We start from the raw sequence: 17,168 nt of genomic DNA on the forward strand, positions 1-17,168 counted from the left end.
GCGGGACAAAAATCCCGGTTCCCAGGTGATTCCCGGGTCAGGTAATCAGGTTGCCCTTATCGTCCCATTCGGCCTGGATGTTCCGCTTCTCCTGGTCGATGCATTTCGCCACCCACTCGGGATCGTAGGACACCCCGTGCTGGGCGAGCACCTCTTCCGGTACGCCATCCCAGACATTCGGGGAATTTCCTTTATAACCCAATTCCTCAATGCCGATTTTTGAGGTGTAAAACCCGGTGAGCGTCAGGTTGCGGACCAGCGAAAAGAAATTGACCGCCGGGTCGCGCTCCAACTCCGGAACGTCCGGGTCGTAATACGCAATCGGGTCGATGAGCTCTTTTTGTTCGGCTTCCGTAGCGTTTACAAAGGACTTGTCAAAGGCCTGGTAGCACTTGTGCTCCAGGTCCAGCAACCCGCCCCTGAGCGGAGTCTGCAATTCGGGAATGTCCTTGGCCATGAATTCAATAAACCCGGCCACATCGGCATCCGAGGCACCCTTGTAGGTATCGCCGGGAGGGAGGATCACGTCGCAGAGCACCGTGAGCAATTCCCGTTCGTGTTCCGTGAGGAGTTCCTCCTCCATCAATTCCTTGTCGCGCTCGAGTTCTTCCGGGGTGCGGCCGTAATAATCTCCGGCTTTCTGTTCAATGGCCTCGGCCAGTTCCTGCTCCTCGCCGGGTTTGCATCCGTTGAGTACGAGGCCCCCGGCCAGGGACCCGAGTACGATGGATTTCAGACTTTCTCTCCTGTCCATAGGGTCAGATATTTTGTTGTTTCAATTCATTTACGATGTACTCCGAAGCCCGCATGGAGAGAGCCAGGATGGTCCAGGTGCAATTCTTGTCCGCCTGGGAAACAAAAGGACCGGCATCCACCACAAATACGTTGTCCGCATCGTGGAGTTGCTGGTAGCGGTTGGTCACGGACGTTTTGGGATCGTCCCCCATCCGCGTGGTCCCCACTTCGTGGATGATTTTCCCGGGTGCGAGCAGCCCGTAATCGCTGTCTTTCCCGGGTTTGTCCCCGAGGGGTTCCCCGCCCATGTTGACGATGATCTCCTCGAAGGTATCCTGCATGTGCCTTGCCTGGTTGCGCTCCAGGTCCGACCATTTGTAGTGGAAACGCAAAACCGGAATCCCCCATTCGTCGCGGACGTTCGGGTCGATCTCGCAGTAATTGTCCTTCCGGGCAATGGACTCGCCCCGGCCGCTCAGGCCAACTACGGCCCCGTAATACTTTTTCACGTCGCTGCGGAGTACATCCCCGTAGCCGCCTACCTTTGTCCCGAAAAACTTGTTGAACTCATTGGCGTTGAAACCGAAGCCGTACGAGGGCATTCCCATCCCACCCCAGATTTCTATGTGGTAGCCCCTGGGGAAATCGAGTTTTGAATTGTCGCCCCACCAGGGAGAATACACATGCATGCCGCCTACCCCGTCCTCGTTGTAGGAAACGCTGCGGTTCATCAGGTCCGGGATAAACCCGGCCCGACTGGCACCTGTGGAATCGTGCAGGTATTTACCTACCAGGTCGCTGCTATTCCCCAGGCCGTTCGGGTGTTGCGGGCTTTTCGAGTTCAACAGAATCCGGGCACTGCTGCAGGCCGACGCCCCCAGGACGACTACCTTTCCTTTCAGCTTGTATTCCTTCCGGTCTTCCTTATTGATATAGGAGACCCCGGTTGCCCGGCCATTCTCATCGGTAGTTACCTCGCGGACCACGCAATTCACAAATAAATCTACCTGGCCCCGACTTTTCTGTGCCGGGAATATCAGGCAGGTACCCGCCGAAAAATCCGCGTATACCTGGCAGGCCCGGCTGCACTGTCCGCAGTAAAAGCAAACCCCTCGCTCCTGATTGATCCGTTTGGTGAGCATCGACATGCGCGACGGATACACGGGCACATTGGTCTTGCGTGCCCCGCGGATATAAAACAGCTCGTGGAGCCTGGGTTTTGGCGGCGGCAGGAAAAACCCGTCCGGATCGTTCGGGAGGCCTTCATTCGTCCCGAAGACGCCGATCAGTTTATCCACCCGGTCGTAATAGGGTTTTACATCTTCGTATCCGATGGGCCAGTTGTCGCCGTACCCGTCGATGTCCTTATGCTTAAAGTCCTGCGGGCCAAACCGGAGGGAAATGCGCCCCCAGTGGTTGGTTCGCCCGCCCAGCATATGGGAGCGGAACCAGTGGAATTCCGTATTGTCTTTGTGCGTGTAGGGTTCCCCTTCGATCTCCCAACCCCCATAGGCGGCGTCAAAATCCCCAAAGGCCCGGGTGGTGGAGGCACCGCGCCTCGGGCTTTCATAGGGCCATTTCATTTGGGTCCGCTGCTGTTCGTCGGCCGGATCAAAAAACGGGCCGGCTTCAACGACGGCCACATTCAGGCCGGCATCGGCCAGTACCTTGGTCGCCATGCCGCCCCCCGCTCCTGAGCCCACGACAATTGCGTCGTACACCTGGGAGTTCTCAATAATTTGCATAGTATTGGATTTAATTGGTAGTGAATCAACAGGTACGATGCCCCGGAGCTATCCTCTGGCGGATTCCCACGGGCATTGTGCCGCCTAAAGATAATCATTTAGCCCGATCGATTCCCTCTATCGCGCAAAGCCGGGCGAGGATTCATGAATTTTCGGCCGGCCCTCCTGCCCGTTTTTGTTCGTATGCGCGGACCTTATTAATTCTTCGAACATGTCGTTCCTCCCTGCCGTAAGGGGTCTCCAACCAGAGTTCCAGTACGGCGATGGCCTCCTCCTCGTCCAGGAACCGGGCGCCCAGGCTGAGAATATTAGCCTGGTTATGGGTCCGGGAGAGGGAGATAATATCCCTGGGTCCGCCGTAATACAGGGCAGCCCGAACGCCCTCTACTTTGTTGGCTGCCAATGCCTCGCCCTGTCCGGAACCGCCGAGAACCACCCCGAGGCTCCCGGGATTTGCCGCCACGGCTTCCGCCGCCGGCAGGATGAAATCCGGATAATCGTCCTCCGGGTCGTATGCATACGGGCCCAGGTCTTCCACATCCCGTCCCGAGGCAGCCAGGTGGCGGCACAGGGCATTCTTCAGTTCAAATCCCGCATGGTCGGATGCTATGTAAATCATCTGGTCGTTTGAAAAAATCAATGGTTTGTTTCAATGAATGGTTTGTTTCAATGATTGGTTCGTTTCAATTAAAGATACGAACCCTACGGGAACTGGCATCAGTTCGACCAGACCGCGTAGCCCTTCCGCCGGAGTTCCAGGGTCAGGTCTTTTTCGAGTTTCAGGGCTTCCCTGCGCGTCCGGAGGACCGGCAGGTGGTTGTACAGGCTCGGCCGCAGGTACATGCCGTATTTCTGAACAATTCCCGAGGCCAGGTTGTGGCCCTTGGCATTCCGGTAGCCTTTCCGATGCTGCTCGAAGCGGACCTGGGGCGACTTAGAAGTCATCCCCACGTATAGGCACTGCAGGACCCCGTTAAACTGGGGATTCGCCGCTCGGAACCGCCAGTTTTCCGTAAAGGCGTGACGGGACAATTCAATGACGTATACGCGGTATGCCATAGCTGTAAATACGGCAGAATGAAAGGTTACGCGGACCCGATAGTTTTTGTCGAATCCGCATTGATTTAAACTATCAAAAATCCATTTCCATAAGATAGGATTATCGTAAATTTAAGTTCTAAATCACAAAAAACACAATTTTAAAATGGGAAAAGATAACCAAGCCAAGTCAAAGGACATTCATGCGCACACCGCGCAGGACGGCCAAGCCTGGGACGTCAATGAATCCAGCGCCGCGAACTGCCCGTTCCTGAACGGGGAACTGCACCAGGCAGCCGGCGGGGGTACTACGAACCGCGACTGGTGGCCGAATTCGCTGAACCTGAACATCCTTCGCCAGCATTCCGAGCTGGCCGACCCGATGGATAAAGATTTTAATTATGCCGAAGCGTTTAAATCCCTGGACCTGGAGGCCGTGAAAAAAGACCTGCGGGAACTCATGACGGACAGCCAGGATTGGTGGCCGGCAGATTACGGGCACTATGGCCCGTTCTTTATCCGGATGGCGTGGCACGCAGCCGGAACCTACCGTATCTCGGATGGCCGGGGGGGCGGCGGCACCGGCGCCCAGCGCTTCGCTCCGCTGAACAGCTGGCCGGACAATGCCAACCTGGACAAAGCCCGGATGTTGCTGTGGCCGATTAAGCAGAAATACGGCAAGAAACTATCATGGGCCGACCTGTTGATCCTGACGGGGAACGTGGCCCACGAGTCCATGGGCCTCCCGATGTACGGTTTTGCCGGGGGTCGGGAAGACATCTGGCAGCCCGAGGAAGACATCTACTGGGGTTCGGAAACCGAGTGGCTCGGGAATAAGGAGCGCTACAATGAGGATGGCGAACTGGAACGCACCATGGGGGCCGCCCACATGGGGCTGATCTACGTGAATCCGGAAGGCCCCAACGGGAAACCGGATCCGGAGGCCGCTGCCCATGACATCCGCGTCACTTTTGGCCGGATGGCGATGAACGACTACGAAACAGTGGCACTGATTGCCGGCGGGCACACCTTTGGGAAAACGCACGGGGCCGCCCCCGATACCGAGTACCTGGAGGCCGAACCCGCAGGGGCAAACATCGAAATGCAAAGCCTGGGCTGGAAAAACAACTTCGGTTCCGGAATGGGGTCCGACACCATTACCAGCGGCCTGGAAGGCGCCTGGACGGATACCCCCATCCAATGGAGCCACAAATACCTGGAGAACCTCTTTAACTACGAATGGGAGTTGACCAAGAGCCCTGCCGGGGCCTGGCAGTTCAAGCCCAAAGACGGGGCCGGGGCCGGCACCGTTCCGGACGCCCACGATCCGGAGAAAAAGAACGACCCCTTTATGCTCGTTACGGACCTCGCCCTCCGGATGGACCCGGATTACGAGAAGATATCCCGCCACTTCCTCGAAAACCCCGAGGAATTCAAGGAAGCTTACCAGAAGGCCTGGTTTAAGCTGACCCACCGGGATATGGGCCCTAAATCCCGCTACCTCGGACCCGAGGTACCCAAAGAGGACCTGATCTGGCAGGACCCGATCCCTGCCGCGGACTACGACCTGATCGACCAGCAGGATATCGAATCCCTGAAGGCAGAGATCCTGGATTCCGGCCTGACGGTTTCCCAACTCGTCGGGGCCGCCTGGGCGTCGGCTTCCACTTTCCGCGGTTCGGACAAACGCGGGGGCGCCAATGGCGGCCGGGTGCGTCTGGAGCCTCAGGTACAATGGGAAGTAAACAACCCGGTACAATTGGGCAAAGTGCTGGACGGCCTGACAAAGATCCAGAAAGCATTCAACGACTCCCAGAGCGGTAATAAACAAGTTTCCATGGCGGACCTGATTGTTCTGGGTGGGTGTGCTGCGGTGGAGAAAGCGGCCAAAGATGCCGGACACGATATCCGCGTACCCTTTACCCCGGGACGGACAGATGCCACCCAGGAAATGACCGATGTGGAGGCATTTGACCACCTGCGGCCCGTAGCAGACGGGTTCCGGAACTACCAGCAGCAGAAATTCTCGGCACGCACCGAAGAGCTGCTCGTGGACAAGGCCCAGCTCCTGACGCTCACCGCGCCGGAAATGACCGTGCTGGTTGGTGGTATGCGGGCCCTGAATGCCAACTACAACGGCTCCAAGCACGGCGTATTTACCGAACGTCCTGAGGTGCTGACCAATGATTTCTTTGTCAACCTCCTGGATATGCGCACCACCTGGAAAGCGGTTTCAGAAGACGAGGAGTTTTTTGAAGGCAGGGACCGGAAATCCGGCAATGTCAAATGGACTGCAACCCGTGCCGACCTCATCTTTGGTTCCAACACGGAATTGCGGGCGATTGCCGAGGTGTACGCCTGCAGCGATTCCGGCGAGAAATTTGTCAGGGATTTCGTGAAGGCCTGGGACAAGGTGATGAACCTGGACCGGTTTGAACTGGCCTGAAAGCGAACGTACGGCTAAACCAATTTAGCGCCGTTTTGCATAAAAAAAGGTGGCCCCCGCGGGCCACCTTTTCTTTTTTTGCCTGTCCATCAGATTAATTCAGGATCTTACCCTATCTGTTGTCCTAATCTTCTCTCCGCGCTTCCAGGATCTCTTCCAGGCGCTCCTTATTGACCCCCCAGATGCCGTCTTCTTCTGCCGATTCCATAAAGGTGTCGATATACTGCCGGCTCAGGGTATCGCTGTCCCCGTACTTTTCCCGGATGGCTTCCAACTCACTGTGCAACCGGGCCTGCACTTCGGCATATTCCGGGTCGTCATAGTAATTGTGCAGCTCTTTGGGGTCCTTTTTCCGGTCGATGAGTTCCCAGTAATCCTGGTAGAAATAATAGTGGATCAATTTATAGTCCTTGGTAACGATGGCGTAATGCCGGTTCACCATGTGCTCGGCAGGGTATTCGTAATAATGGTAATAGACGGCCTCCCGGTCCCAGTCCTCCATGTTCCCGGTCAATACCGGGACGAGGCTTTCGCCTTGCATGTCGGAGGGCTGCTCCACCCCGGCTACGTCCAGGAAGGTCTGTGCAAAATCCAGGTTCTGCACCATTTCGTCCGAGACGCTCCCGGGCTCCACCTTCCCGGGCCAGGCCACCAGGAGCGGCGTCCTGAAGGATTCGTCATATACAAACCGCTTGTCGAACCACCCGTGCTCCCCCAGGTAGAAGCCTTGGTCGGAAGTATAGACGATGATCGTATTCTCCATCATGTCGTTCGCCTCCAGGTAGTCCAGGAGCCGGCCGACGTTTTCGTCAACGGCCCGGATGGTACCCAGGTAATCCTGCATATAGCGCTGGTACTTCCACTTCATCACCTCCTCTTCGGTCATGTCGGGGTACGCCTCTTTAAATGCCTCGTTCACGGGTCCGTAGTACTTCTCAAAAGTGGCGCGCTGGACGGAATCCATCCGACCCACACTGTAGTTGAACCGCAGGGTGTCGATCCCGATTTCATCCAGTCCCATCTCCCGCATGGTCTGCGGGAATATTTTGTTGTCGCCCGACCAGCCCATATGGTCGCGGACGCTCATTTCGGCTTCCGCAGCAGCCGGCCGCGTGGCATAATCGTCAAAGAGGGTTTCCGGTTCCGGGAAGGTCCGGGCGGTAAACTCTTCCATATGGCGCCCGGCCATCAACCAGGAGCGGTGGGGCGCCTTGTGCAGGTACATCAGCAGGTAGGGCGCATCGGGATCCCGCTCCTTATCGAGCCAGTCGAGGGTCATATCCGTGATGATATCCGTGGTATAACCCGGCACGGTAATCCGGCCGGAATCCTTGGTAATAAACTCCGGGTTGTAATAGGCGCCCTGGCCGGGAAGGATCGCAAACTGGTCAAATCCCTTGGGGTTGTTGCCGAAATGTAATTTTCCGAACATGGCCGTCTGGTAGCCCGATTTTTGCAGCAGCTGGGGAAATGTGACGTTGGTGGTATCAAACGGAAAGTGGTTGTCTACCTTCCCATTGATGTGGGAGTGCTTCCCTGTAAGGATGGTTGCACGGGATGGTGCACAGATGGAATTGGTAACACTTGCATTGGTGAACAACATCCCCATGCGGGCAATCCGGTCGATATTCGGCGTTTCGATCAACCGGTTGTCATAGGCCGATATCGCCTGGTAGGCATGGTCATCCGACATGATAAAAATAATATTCGGGGGGGTCTGGGGCGATTCTTCAGGAGATGCGCAACCGGTTAGGAGCAGCGTTGCTGCCAAAACCGCATAGGAAAATTGTTTGAGCATGGGTTTGTTTGTGTTTAGTTATCCAAGATAAGAAATTCAGAGGACCCTCGGAGCGAGCCAGAGCCAGCCCATGCCCAGCAGGAAAACGGCATAGAACCACAGTGGGGATACCGGGACGTACTCCGTTACGGTGGTGGATACCTGCTCCTCCCCCTGAAATGCGATTCGGTTGGCGACCAGTCTCCGGCTGGCCGCCACGGTATGCCAATCGCCCTCTTCGAACACATAATACCGAAAACCCGGGAGGCTGTCGGCAGGCAGGCGGAGGGGATTCCATCCGGTTTTCACCGGGTAGTCCGTCCCCTCCCATTTCGTCGGGATCAGGACGTTCTGACGCAACGGTACGCGGGCTCCCCCGGAATTAACCACCTGCGGCACCTCCCCTGCGGTGCGCAAGCGAAACCGAAAGGGTTCATCCACCCGTGGAATCGTTGTCTGGGCATCCCAGGCAGCGGTTTGCTGCCTGCCCTGCACCACTTCATTGAGAAGCGAGGCCCATAGGAGCCTGTACCGGTCTTCCTGCCCGCTCAGGACCAGGGGGTAGGTCTCCCGCAGCCAGGTGGTGGCAACCCGGCCCAGCCCATAAGGCCGGACCACCCCCACGGAGACGCCCGGGGACCACTCAATCCCCCGGGCGGTGAAAGGCCCGGTAAGCGTATAAGGGTATTTTTTAATCTCCGGCCCCGAGGCGGAACCCGGAAGCGAACCGGGGTCCGGGTTGCGATCAAAATCAAAAAGTGCGAGGCGCCGGGGCAACCGGAAGTACGCATCATCCGGTTGGATAAACAACCCAAGCCCGCCTTCGGAAATGCGGGTTTCCAGCGCACCCCGGGAGGCGGCACTCAAGCCGGTATAAGCGGCCCTGTCGGCGATCACCAGGTCAAACCCCGACAAAATATCGTCTGTAAGGGCGTAAATCGGATCGGGATCCCGGTTGATGAATTCGAACTTATACCGGTTGCGGGTAATCTGGCTCCTGACCAGCAGCTCATGGCCGCTGTCTGCCAGGAAATTCTTCAGGTAGCGGGTTTCAAATGTCGGGAAATCGTTCAGCACGAGAACCCGCATGGTGTTACGGGGCCGCACCCGGACCGGCAACGGGCCCTCCTGGAGTACCTGGCCGGCACTGTCCCTGGCTGCCAGGCTGTACCGGAAGTCGCCGACCGCCTTCGGTACCGTCCGGAGCTCATAGGTGCCCTCCGAGGCCCCGCCCAGGCGGATCGAATCTGCCGAATTGCCGCCCGGGTCGCGCAGCAGCAGGTGGTGGCCGCCACCCGAATTCCGGTAATGCACCCGTACATGCAACTCTTGATCCAACTGCACCTGCCCGGGGTATGCCAGTTCCGTGAAACCAACGGGAGGCTCCACACCGGGGAATACAATGCCCAGGCTGTCAAATTGCCATCGGTCGTAGGGTTCGGGCCCGTACCCGAGAACAAAAAGCTTTCTCAGGCTCCCCGGGACCGGCAGGGATTTCCCTTTTATGTACCGATATGTTCGGATTCCCGGATAGGCTTCCTTAAGGCTGTCGACCTGCCATTCCTGGAAGCCATCGGTGAGCAGGATCCCACTCCCCCCTTCCCGCTCCCTTTCAACAGCCGGTTCCAGGGCCAGCATCACCAGAGAGGCCACAGCGAGCAGGGCGGCTGCTATCCGGCTCGGCAGCGCCCCGATTTCCCGGTTGCCCCACTCCCGGTACAACAGCAAGACGAGCAGCGCCACGCCCACCCCCAATGCCGGCCATAACCATTCCGGATTTCCAATGACCAGGTTAATCGTCATAGGCCCGGAGTTCTTTTAGAAATTGTTCATTTACCGGGTCCGCGAACCGGGTGGAGCCGGAAGGGACCTTTTCGGGGTCCGGCAGCAAAGCGTACAAACCCTTGTGCAGCGAGCGGTAATTTGCCATGGATCTGCCCGAGGCTTTTTCCAGGGATTGCAACCCGCGCAGCAAATCCAGGTACCTGCCGGGTTCCTCCAGCGCCCTGGAAGCCAGTTGGTTGCCCGCGCTTTGGAAAAGGAGGCCGTCCCCTTCCCCGAACGGACTGCCGCCGATCATTTCCTCGAGCCTCCCTACCGCCCGGCGCACATCGCCCAGGGGGAGTTCATATGTCGTCGATTCCTGTTTGCGATAGTCGGATATCTCCGACACATCCCCTGACAATCGTTTGTCTTCCTTAATCGGGGGCGGGTCAAAACCGATGCGGTGTACGTAGACGCGGGCGCTGTTTTTGATCTCCTGGATGAGTTTCAGGGCTTCGTACTGGTAGGGCAGGGATGCTTCGGGTTTGTAGAGCCGCAGCTGCAGCTCCGCGTCCCACATAATGTTCAGGGCCTTCCGGAGTTTGACCTTCAGGGATTCCTCAAACAAGGTGGAGGCTTCCGGATCCGCGTGATTATGCAGGTAATCGTGGAGGGGATCTTCGGCCTCCTCCCCGTCCCCCCCGGGTGCTTCTCCATGGGAATCCCCATGCGAGTCCCCGTCTACCAGGTGGTGTTCGTTGTCCCCGTCGTGGTCATGGGTATAGGCCTCCAGGGGGTCATCCCCTTCCGATTCCGTCTCTTCCATAGCTTCCCCGTCACCGACCTCCCCGCTCCCGGCAGCCTGGCCCCCGGGGGCCGGCGCCATAGCCATCTCGGCTTCATCCCCCATAAACTGGCCGTATTTCAGGCGAAGGGCTTTCTGGTCAAAACCCAGTTCGTTGCTCCGGAATTTAAATTCCCGCTCCGGGATATCCGGTTTCTCGGCTATCAGCTTCTCCGTGTCGATAATCAACTGCCGCTGGGACCGGAAGTAATCCGGCATCTGGTCCACCCCCAGGCTGCCTTCTACCGCAAATCGGTCGGTTGTCGTATCCCGGATAACGGCAAAGAAGGTCTCGCTTCGGGCTACATTGGGCTGGGGCTCCTTGTTGTCGGATGCCTCCACATAAAAGTAAAGTTCATCCCCGGGGTCCATGCCGAGTTGGTCCAGGTCGATGGTTTTTGTCAACACGAGCCGCCGGGCCCCCGGCTGGACCGGTTGGTCAAAATCCAGCCGCTCCTCCCGGAACTTTACGGATTCGCCGGAACCCTTGCTCACAGTGGCCACAATACGGGCCTGCTGCAACCCGAAATCGTCGGTCAGGTTCCCTGTAAAACGGAGGGATTTTTCATCGGGGGCATCGAAATACGCATACTGGGGCACCCCGGCGATCTCCACCTCGGGCGCCCGGTCCGGGACGGCCTCCAGGGAATACAGGTCCGTCACGTACCCGCGGCCCAGGGAGTCGGTAAACCGGAAACTGTAGAAACCGGATTCTTCCAGGGGGAGTTCCAGCCGGAACAACCCGCCTTGTTGGCGCAACGGGTATTCCTCCCCCATCCGCTCGAGCCGGACCCGGTGGATGGGCCCTTCAAAATATAGCTCCCATCGGATGCGGGACCCCGCTACTGCCCGGATATTCGGATCTTCCGAAACCCGGGGGGCCTGGCCGGTATAGGCCGGGAAATTTACTGTGATACGCTGCCGGGTCAGGACGGGCGCCGACGTCTCCGCAGCCACGGAATCGGCAGGGGCAAACCGGATGCCCTGTGTGGCGGAATCCCCGGGCTCCGGAAAACCCGTCCACCCGCGGAGTAAACCCATCTGGTGCCCCAGCAGCCCGATACCCAGTGCGAATACCCCCCAGAGGATCGCCCCTCGGAAGCCCACCGGCGGGGACGGACGCTCCCGGGAGGCCTGGAGGCGGGCGGCAACCCGGTGTTTTTGCAACCGGGACAACCCGGGGAGTTCCGCATCGGGTTGCAGCAACAGGCCACTGCTGAAACCGGCATCCGCCACATGGGAGTCGACATAGGCGCAAACACGGTCCATGTTGCGAGTCCAGGGCCGGCTGGCGAGGAGGGAAACCAGTGCGATGGCCAGAAAGGCAAACGCCCCTGCCCAGAGTGAACGGGCCAGCAGGCCCGCACAAAGTCCGGCACCCAGTCCGTAAAGCAGGCTCCTGGCGTAAAGCATACGCTGCCAGCGGGTTGCGAAATTGAGCAAATAAGTTTTCCCGGCTTCGCTCATTGACTCCGGTATTTGGCGAACAGGCGTTCGGTTACGAGCAAAAGGAGCAACAGGGCCCAAAGCCAGGGTTCCGCACCGGCCCGGTGCACCCGCTCCCGGTCCTGGTCCATGGGGAGCCGGCGGGGCGCCAGTTCACCCGCTTCGAGTTGACGGTAATCGTATCGGTCCGGTAAATCGCCCCAGGCCTTGCCGGGATCCAGGAGGCTGAGGAGTTGTTCCCCGAAATAACCGGAAACCATATTCCCGGCGGTCAGCCGGGAGGTGAGGGTAAAACACGACGGGCAGTCTCCCTGTTCAATCAATTGGCCGGCCATCGGGCTGTCCCGGTAGGCGAGTGTCTTCCAGGCGCCTTCCGGTGCAGGGTCCGGTAGAAGCCATACCAGCAGGTCGGTACCGGAGGGAATGGAATCCGGCTCCCCGACCCCGCCCTGCACCCGGATGGGTTGCCCAATGTATCCCGAAAGGGCTGCCAGGGAGGCCCGCAGGTAAAGCTGCTCCGATTCCAGGCTGTCCGTGTGGTACATAGCCACCTCCAGCGTGTCGGCGTCAAAGAGCGGCAACTTCCCCTTAGAAGGACCCGAACCCAGCTGCAGGCTGTCCCTGCCCGGATACGCAATCCGCCGTACAGCTTCCGGGTCGGCCTCCCGCCAACGGAAGGCAGTATACGACGGGTCCCCCTGCGCGGTGAGTATGCTGTAGCCTTCATGGATTTTACGCGCCAATACCGGTGTATCCCTGGCCGGCTCGCCATCCAGGACCACCCAGTGGATCGGCCCGGACGATTCCGGACGCCTGGATCGGAGGCCCTGAACATAAGCAGCTGTAAATACCACGATGCTGTCTGCCCCCAGGGAATCCAGCTCCGGGACCAACTGCCAGTAGTTTGGGGGAGGGTTTCCGGAAGGAACCGTATGCGGCTCCCCCCATTCGGGGAGGCCTTTGCGAAGCAGGTACACCGGGTGATCGGAGGCCGCGCTGTCCAGAAACGCGTTCAGGGAGGCGCGGTTCAGCAGGGAAGGCTCCACCACGTAGGCCAGCGGCTGGTTCCGGGCGCGGGATTCCCATTGGGGGCCTGCAAGCAGGAGTGCCAGGGTCGCTATAAGCAGCATGCGCAGGGCGAGGAGCCTTTTTTCGCTCAGTCGCAGGCTCTGGGATTGACGGGAATCGCTCTCGCGCAATAATTCCACGCTTCCGATTTTGATGGTTTTCGCCTCCCGTTTACTCCACAGGTGGATGCCCAGCGGGATTAACGCGCCGAGCAGGGTCCACAGGAAGATGGGGGCGGTAAAACTCATATTTTCTTTGTTCCCGGCCTTTATTTGAGGCCGGGTTAATTCATCCGGTTGCGTTGCTTCAGGTAGTACTGCAGGGCTTCGCCCAACGGTTCGTCCATACGGAACAAGTGGTAAAAGATCCCCTGGGACAAGAGTTGCTGGCGGATGGCATCCAAACGTTCCTCCATCTGTTCAAGGTAGGCACTGCGGGCCTTCCGGGCATCCACTTTTACCTTGGCACCCGTTTCGAGATCCTCAAAGGTCACCTGCTTCCCATAGTCGAATTCGAGCTCCGAACGGCCGGCGATGTGCAAAACCACCACCTCGTTCCTGGGCGATTTGATTTCCCGGAGGAACCCGGACAGTTCCGCTTCCCGTTCATACATATCCGTCAGGAAAAACACGAGCTCCCGGGACCCCCTGTCCGGGATCATCCGCGAAGCCCGGGAAGGGTCGGGCCATTTCCCTGACCCGTCCACTTTCAGCAATTCCAGAAGCAATCGATTATAGTGTTTTTTGTCGGTCCCTGAAAACAGGCTCACAACATCCGATTCGTTCAGGGCGAAAAGCCCCACGGCATCCCCTTGCTTCCAGGCCAGGTACGCCAGGGCAGCCACCAGCAGGCGGGCGTACTCCAGTTTGGACAACCCATCTTCCCGGTGCAACATGGAAGCGCTCGCGTCTACAATAAATTTGACGCCGACCAGGCTTTCAATCTCGGATTGCTTGATATAATACCGGCCGGACCGGGCCAGCATTTTCCAATCGAGCAGGCGGAGGTCGTCTCCGGGTTCGTAGCCCCGGTACTGGCTGAATTCCAGCCCGTGACCAATGCTCAGGCTCCTGTTCAGCCCGGAGGTATAGCCCTCTACGGCAATCCGGGCAATGAGGGAAAGGCCCGCGACGGTGTTGACCACTTCCGGGCGCAACAGGTCGTTGTATTTTTGCCGTCCCCGGGGGCGAAGCCTGTCCGGCCCGCCCTGTTTTTCCGTCTTGCCGCGTTTGCCAAACCTGCTCATCTACGAATCCTTAACGCTCACTGAATCCAGAATTTGTTGCGTGACCCTGTCCGAAGTGATGCCCTCGGCCTCTGCACGGAAATTGACAAGTACCCGGTGCCGGAGGACCGGGAATATCACCGAACGGATATCTTCCGGGGTCACTGCGAGCCTTCCGGCCAGCAGGGCATGGGCCTTTGCCGTAAGGATCATGGCCTGGCCCGCCCGCGGGCCGGCACCCCAATCCACCCATTCCCGGACGTACTCCAGCGGGCTGGTGGCCGGCCGGGTGGCCCGGACCATTTCGCTGACATAGGCTATCAGGGCATCGCTGATGGACACTTCCCGGACCAACTCCTGCAGCCGCAGGATTTCGGCACCGGTGAGCACCTTGTCCACCCGGGGCTTCCGGTTTCCGGTGGTGGCCTTTAAAATATGGGTTTCCTCGGCATCCGTGGGATACCCGATCTTAATATAGAGCAGGAACCGGTCCTGCTGTGCCTCGGGCAATTCAAAGGTCCCGGATTGCTCAATCGGGTTCTGCGTGGCCAGGATAAAGAAGGGGCGGTCCAGTTGGTAGGTCTTGTCGCCGTAAGTCACCTCGAATTCCTGCATGGCCTCCAACAGGGCTGCCTGGGTTTTGGGCGGGGTCCGGTTGATCTCATCGGCCAGGATGATATTGGAAAAAATCGGCCCCTTGTTGAACTTAAAGAACTTCCGCCCCGTACTGTGATCCTCTTCCAGGATTTCCGTACCCAGGATATCCGAGGGCATCAGGTCCGGGGTAAACTGGATCCGTTTAAAAGACAGGTCGATCGCATCCGCCAGGGTGCGGATCATCAGGGTCTTGGCCAGTCCGGGTACCCCCTCGAGCAGCGCGTGTCCCCCCGAGAGGAAAGTGATGAGCAGCTGGGAGACAATCTCCTCCTGGCCGATAATCACCTTGCCGATCTCCGCCTTCAGCTCCCCGAGCTTGCCGGTCAGTCCTTCCACCTCATCGGCAACCCGTTGCAATTCTGTATCCATAGGCTTTATATTATGATGTTAAGGCATACATGACGATGTTCACCCCAAACCGGGTGTTGTCGATTTTATACCAGCGTTTGTTCCGGAAATCGTAATCCCATTCGCAGCCGTAGTCCTTGTTGCTATACAGCACCCCGATCCGGCCGTCGATGCGGATGGCCTTCAGGTAGTCGTGGACCAGGTCGTCCCCCCACCCATTCAGCTCCTGGGACGTAGTGGGCGGCCCGTCCTCAAACTCGAAAAAAATGGAGTAGAGTTCGTGGTCGTTCGGGATCTTAGCGAGTTCTCCGGGACCGAAGATCTCCTCCATCTGCCGCTCAAAGGATTTGGCAAAAAGTCCGTCGATATCGTGGTTGCAATCGTCGGCAAATACAAATCCGCCGTTGCGGACGTATTTCTCAAAATTCTCCCTTTCCTTACGGGTAAACTCCACGAGCTTGTGCCCCGACAGGTAACAGAAAGGGCTCCGGAAGAGCTCATCGCTTTCCAGGGAGATGATCCGCTCGCGGGTATCGACCCGTAGCGTCGTGTATTCAACCAGGGAATTCAGCAGGTTGGACGGCATGCGCTGGTCCACATCCCAATCGCCGGATTCGTATTGTAATCTCGTAAAGAAAAACTCGTTACTCAATGCGCTGCAGACTTCATTAAATCATTGCCTCTGAAGCGATAAAAAAAACGGGCTGCCCGAGTATGCCGGGCAACCAGTTTTCAGGTCGTTTTCGTTTAAACCGCGTCCGACAGGCTCGTAAAGGTAAAGTCCCGGATCTTCATATACGGGATCAGGTTTCCGTCAATACGCACCTGTTGCCCGATGGTCTCCAGGTTGTTCAGCATGATGATCGGGCTCTCGTTAAAGCGGAAATTCTTTACCGGATGCTTGATCTGCCCGTTCTCGATATAGAAAGTACCGTCACGCGTGAGGCCCGTGTAGAGCAAGGTCTGCGGGTCTACACTGCGGATATACCACAGGCGGGTTACCAGGATTCCCCGGTTCGTGCTGCGGATCAGGTCTTCCAGGCTGGCATCCCCCCCGGCCATTATCCCGTTGGAGGGGAAAGGCACGGGCTCTACGCCTTTCTGCTCGGCCCAGTACCTGTCGTAGGCGAGGTTTTTGACCACCCCGTTCTCGATCCACATCGTCTTTTTCAGGGGCTGCCCCGACCCGTTCCAGGTAGCCGAGGGCACGTCCGGGTGGAGCGGGTCCGACCAGATGGTCACCCGTTCGTCCACAATCTTCTGCCCCAGCTTGTTGCCCCCGTCCGGGGCGGACATAAAGTTCCGGCCTTCGTCCGCGGAGCGGGCGCTGAAGGAGGAGAACATATTTCCCAGCAAATCGTTGGAAGCGGCGGGCTCCAGGATCACCGTATACTTCCCGGGCTCAATTGCCCTGGCTTCCCGGGACATCACCGCCTTGTCGATGGCGATTTTGGATGCCTCGGCGGCATCGAACTTGTCGACGTCGTTGTAGTCCCGGCTCACCCATCCGGAACCCGTACCGTCATTGGTACGCATCGTCACGGTGAACTCCATATCCGTTGCCCGGTTGTAGGCGAACAGCCCGTTGGAATTGATCATCGCACTAAAGCCTTCCGAATCATTGAAAAAGCCGGCAGCTGTTACGTCCTGGGCCGCAGCCGGATCGATGCTGCTGCTGGCCACTTTGGCCCGGTATTCCGGGCTGATATTGGCCGTGGATTCTTTGTAGGTAAGCGAATCATCGTACTCCTGGGGGCCCAAGGGCTCCATGAATTCCGGGTTTTCCGGGGACAGCCTGGCGAGTTCCTCGGCCCGTCGGACCACTTTTTCCAGGGAGGCGTCGTCGAATTCGTCGATGGTGGCCGTCCCGGATTTCTTGCCGAAACTGGATTGGACCACCAGGGTCTGGTTGGAACTGTGCCCCGAGGTGGACACCGTATTCCGGGCGTAGCGGATATTGCCGCTGTTGCTCCCGCTCAGGTTGATTTCACAGGCATCGGCCTTGGAATAACTCAATGCCTTTTCGAGAATGGTTCTCGCTTCGTCTTTTGTGTATATAGCCATTGTATAATTTT

13 protein-coding genes are annotated in these 17,168 nt (G+C 58.1%); 1 reads left to right on the forward strand and 12 read right to left on the reverse strand.

Going from position 1 to position 17,168, the window contains the following annotated elements; all coding sequences use genetic code 11:
* Positions 1-37 precede the first annotated feature (37 nt).
* The 4 genes from AC3DKS_RS12940 to AC3DKS_RS12955 all read right to left on the reverse strand — a co-directional run bounded on the left by AC3DKS_RS12940 (position 38) and on the right by AC3DKS_RS12955 (position 3,539).
* Positions 38-754, reverse strand: coding sequence for a gluconate 2-dehydrogenase subunit 3 family protein (locus AC3DKS_RS12940; protein ID WP_272608516.1), 717 nt, complete (start codon positions 752-754; stop codon positions 38-40).
* Positions 755-758: 4 nt separating this feature from the next.
* The gene (locus AC3DKS_RS12945; RefSeq protein ID WP_015753887.1) at positions 759-2,480 is read right to left on the reverse strand and encodes a GMC family oxidoreductase; all 1,722 of its coding nucleotides are present in this window, start codon (positions 2,478-2,480) and stop codon (positions 759-761) included.
* 142 nt (positions 2,481-2,622) lie between these two features.
* Positions 2,623-3,099, reverse strand: a complete 477-nt coding sequence (locus tag AC3DKS_RS12950) for an RpiB/LacA/LacB family sugar-phosphate isomerase (protein WP_272608514.1) — start codon at positions 3,097-3,099, stop codon at positions 2,623-2,625.
* A gap of 98 nt (positions 3,100-3,197) precedes the next feature.
* Positions 3,198-3,539: a ribose-5-phosphate isomerase gene (locus AC3DKS_RS12955; RefSeq protein WP_272608512.1), complete on the reverse strand. Its 342-nt coding sequence runs from the start codon at positions 3,537-3,539 to the stop codon at positions 3,198-3,200.
* 145 nt (positions 3,540-3,684) lie between these two features.
* Here AC3DKS_RS12955 and katG point away from each other — a divergent pair, with 145 nt between their 5' ends.
* Positions 3,685-5,964 (forward strand): catalase/peroxidase HPI, encoded by a 2,280-nt coding sequence (gene katG / locus AC3DKS_RS12960; protein ID WP_272608510.1) that lies wholly within the window; start codon positions 3,685-3,687, stop codon positions 5,962-5,964.
* A 124-nt stretch (positions 5,965-6,088) separates the two neighbouring features.
* Here the strand turns inward: katG and AC3DKS_RS12965 are convergent, their stop codons facing one another.
* The 8 genes from AC3DKS_RS12965 to AC3DKS_RS13000 all read right to left on the reverse strand — a co-directional run bounded on the left by AC3DKS_RS12965 (position 6,089) and on the right by AC3DKS_RS13000 (position 17,157).
* Entirely contained in the window at positions 6,089-7,762 is a 1,674-nt protein-coding gene (locus tag AC3DKS_RS12965) for a sulfatase family protein (RefSeq protein WP_272608508.1), read from the reverse strand.
* 36 nt (positions 7,763-7,798) lie between these two features.
* A complete protein-coding gene (locus AC3DKS_RS12970) occupies positions 7,799-9,544 on the reverse strand; it encodes a hypothetical protein (RefSeq protein WP_272608506.1) in 1,746 nt (581 codons plus the stop codon).
* Positions 9,534-11,816, reverse strand: a complete 2,283-nt coding sequence (locus AC3DKS_RS12975) for a DUF4175 family protein (RefSeq protein WP_272608504.1) — start codon at positions 11,814-11,816, stop codon at positions 9,534-9,536. Before AC3DKS_RS12975 ends, AC3DKS_RS12970 begins: the two co-directional genes overlap by 11 nt.
* Positions 11,813-13,111: a BatA domain-containing protein gene (locus AC3DKS_RS12980; protein WP_272608502.1), complete on the reverse strand. Its 1,299-nt coding sequence runs from the start codon at positions 13,109-13,111 to the stop codon at positions 11,813-11,815. Before AC3DKS_RS12980 ends, AC3DKS_RS12975 begins: the two co-directional genes overlap by 4 nt.
* A gap of 35 nt (positions 13,112-13,146) precedes the next feature.
* Entirely contained in the window at positions 13,147-14,109 is a 963-nt protein-coding gene (locus tag AC3DKS_RS12985; protein ID WP_272608500.1) for a DUF58 domain-containing protein, read from the reverse strand.
* Positions 14,110-15,114 (reverse strand): AAA family ATPase, encoded by a 1,005-nt coding sequence (locus AC3DKS_RS12990; RefSeq protein WP_272608498.1) that lies wholly within the window; start codon positions 15,112-15,114, stop codon positions 14,110-14,112.
* 10 nt (positions 15,115-15,124) lie between these two features.
* A complete protein-coding gene (locus tag AC3DKS_RS12995) occupies positions 15,125-15,745 on the reverse strand; it encodes a DUF4159 domain-containing protein (protein WP_015753877.1) in 621 nt (206 codons plus the stop codon).
* Between the two features lie 95 nt (positions 15,746-15,840).
* Complete coding sequence (locus AC3DKS_RS13000; RefSeq protein WP_272608494.1) at positions 15,841-17,157, reverse strand: TldD/PmbA family protein; 1,317 nt, start codon at positions 17,155-17,157, stop codon at positions 15,841-15,843.
* Positions 17,158-17,168: the final 11 nt, after the last annotated feature.

The organism is Robiginitalea sp., assembly GCF_982776155.1.

What these genes read in the sequence shown, in the direction of transcription:
- AC3DKS_RS12975 (WP_272608504.1), bottom strand. Translation starts at nt 11,816, where the DNA reads ATGAGCGAAGCCGGGAAAACTTATTTGCTCAATTTCGCAACCCGCTGG.
- AC3DKS_RS12980 (WP_272608502.1), bottom strand. Translation starts at nt 13,111, where the DNA reads ATGAGTTTTACCGCCCCCATCTTCCTGTGGACCCTGCTCGGCGCGTTA.
- AC3DKS_RS12985 (WP_272608500.1), bottom strand. Translation starts at nt 14,109, where the DNA reads ATGAGCAGGTTTGGCAAACGCGGCAAGACGGAAAAACAGGGCGGGCCG.
- katG (WP_272608510.1), top strand. Translation starts at nt 3,685, where the DNA reads ATGGGAAAAGATAACCAAGCCAAGTCAAAGGACATTCATGCGCACACC.
- AC3DKS_RS12940 (WP_272608516.1), bottom strand. Translation starts at nt 754, where the DNA reads ATGGACAGGAGAGAAAGTCTGAAATCCATCGTACTCGGGTCCCTGGCC.
- AC3DKS_RS12950 (WP_272608514.1), bottom strand. Translation starts at nt 3,099, where the DNA reads ATGATTTACATAGCATCCGACCATGCGGGATTTGAACTGAAGAATGCC.
- AC3DKS_RS12965 (WP_272608508.1), bottom strand. Translation starts at nt 7,762, where the DNA reads ATGCTCAAACAATTTTCCTATGCGGTTTTGGCAGCAACGCTGCTCCTA.
- AC3DKS_RS12990 (WP_272608498.1), bottom strand. Translation starts at nt 15,114, where the DNA reads ATGGATACAGAATTGCAACGGGTTGCCGATGAGGTGGAAGGACTGACC.
- AC3DKS_RS13000 (WP_272608494.1), bottom strand. Translation starts at nt 17,157, where the DNA reads ATGGCTATATACACAAAAGACGAAGCGAGAACCATTCTCGAAAAGGCA.
- AC3DKS_RS12945 (WP_015753887.1), bottom strand. Translation starts at nt 2,480, where the DNA reads ATGCAAATTATTGAGAACTCCCAGGTGTACGACGCAATTGTCGTGGGC.
- AC3DKS_RS12955 (WP_272608512.1), bottom strand. Translation starts at nt 3,539, where the DNA reads ATGGCATACCGCGTATACGTCATTGAATTGTCCCGTCACGCCTTTACG.
- AC3DKS_RS12970 (WP_272608506.1), bottom strand. Translation starts at nt 9,544, where the DNA reads ATGACGATTAACCTGGTCATTGGAAATCCGGAATGGTTATGGCCGGCA.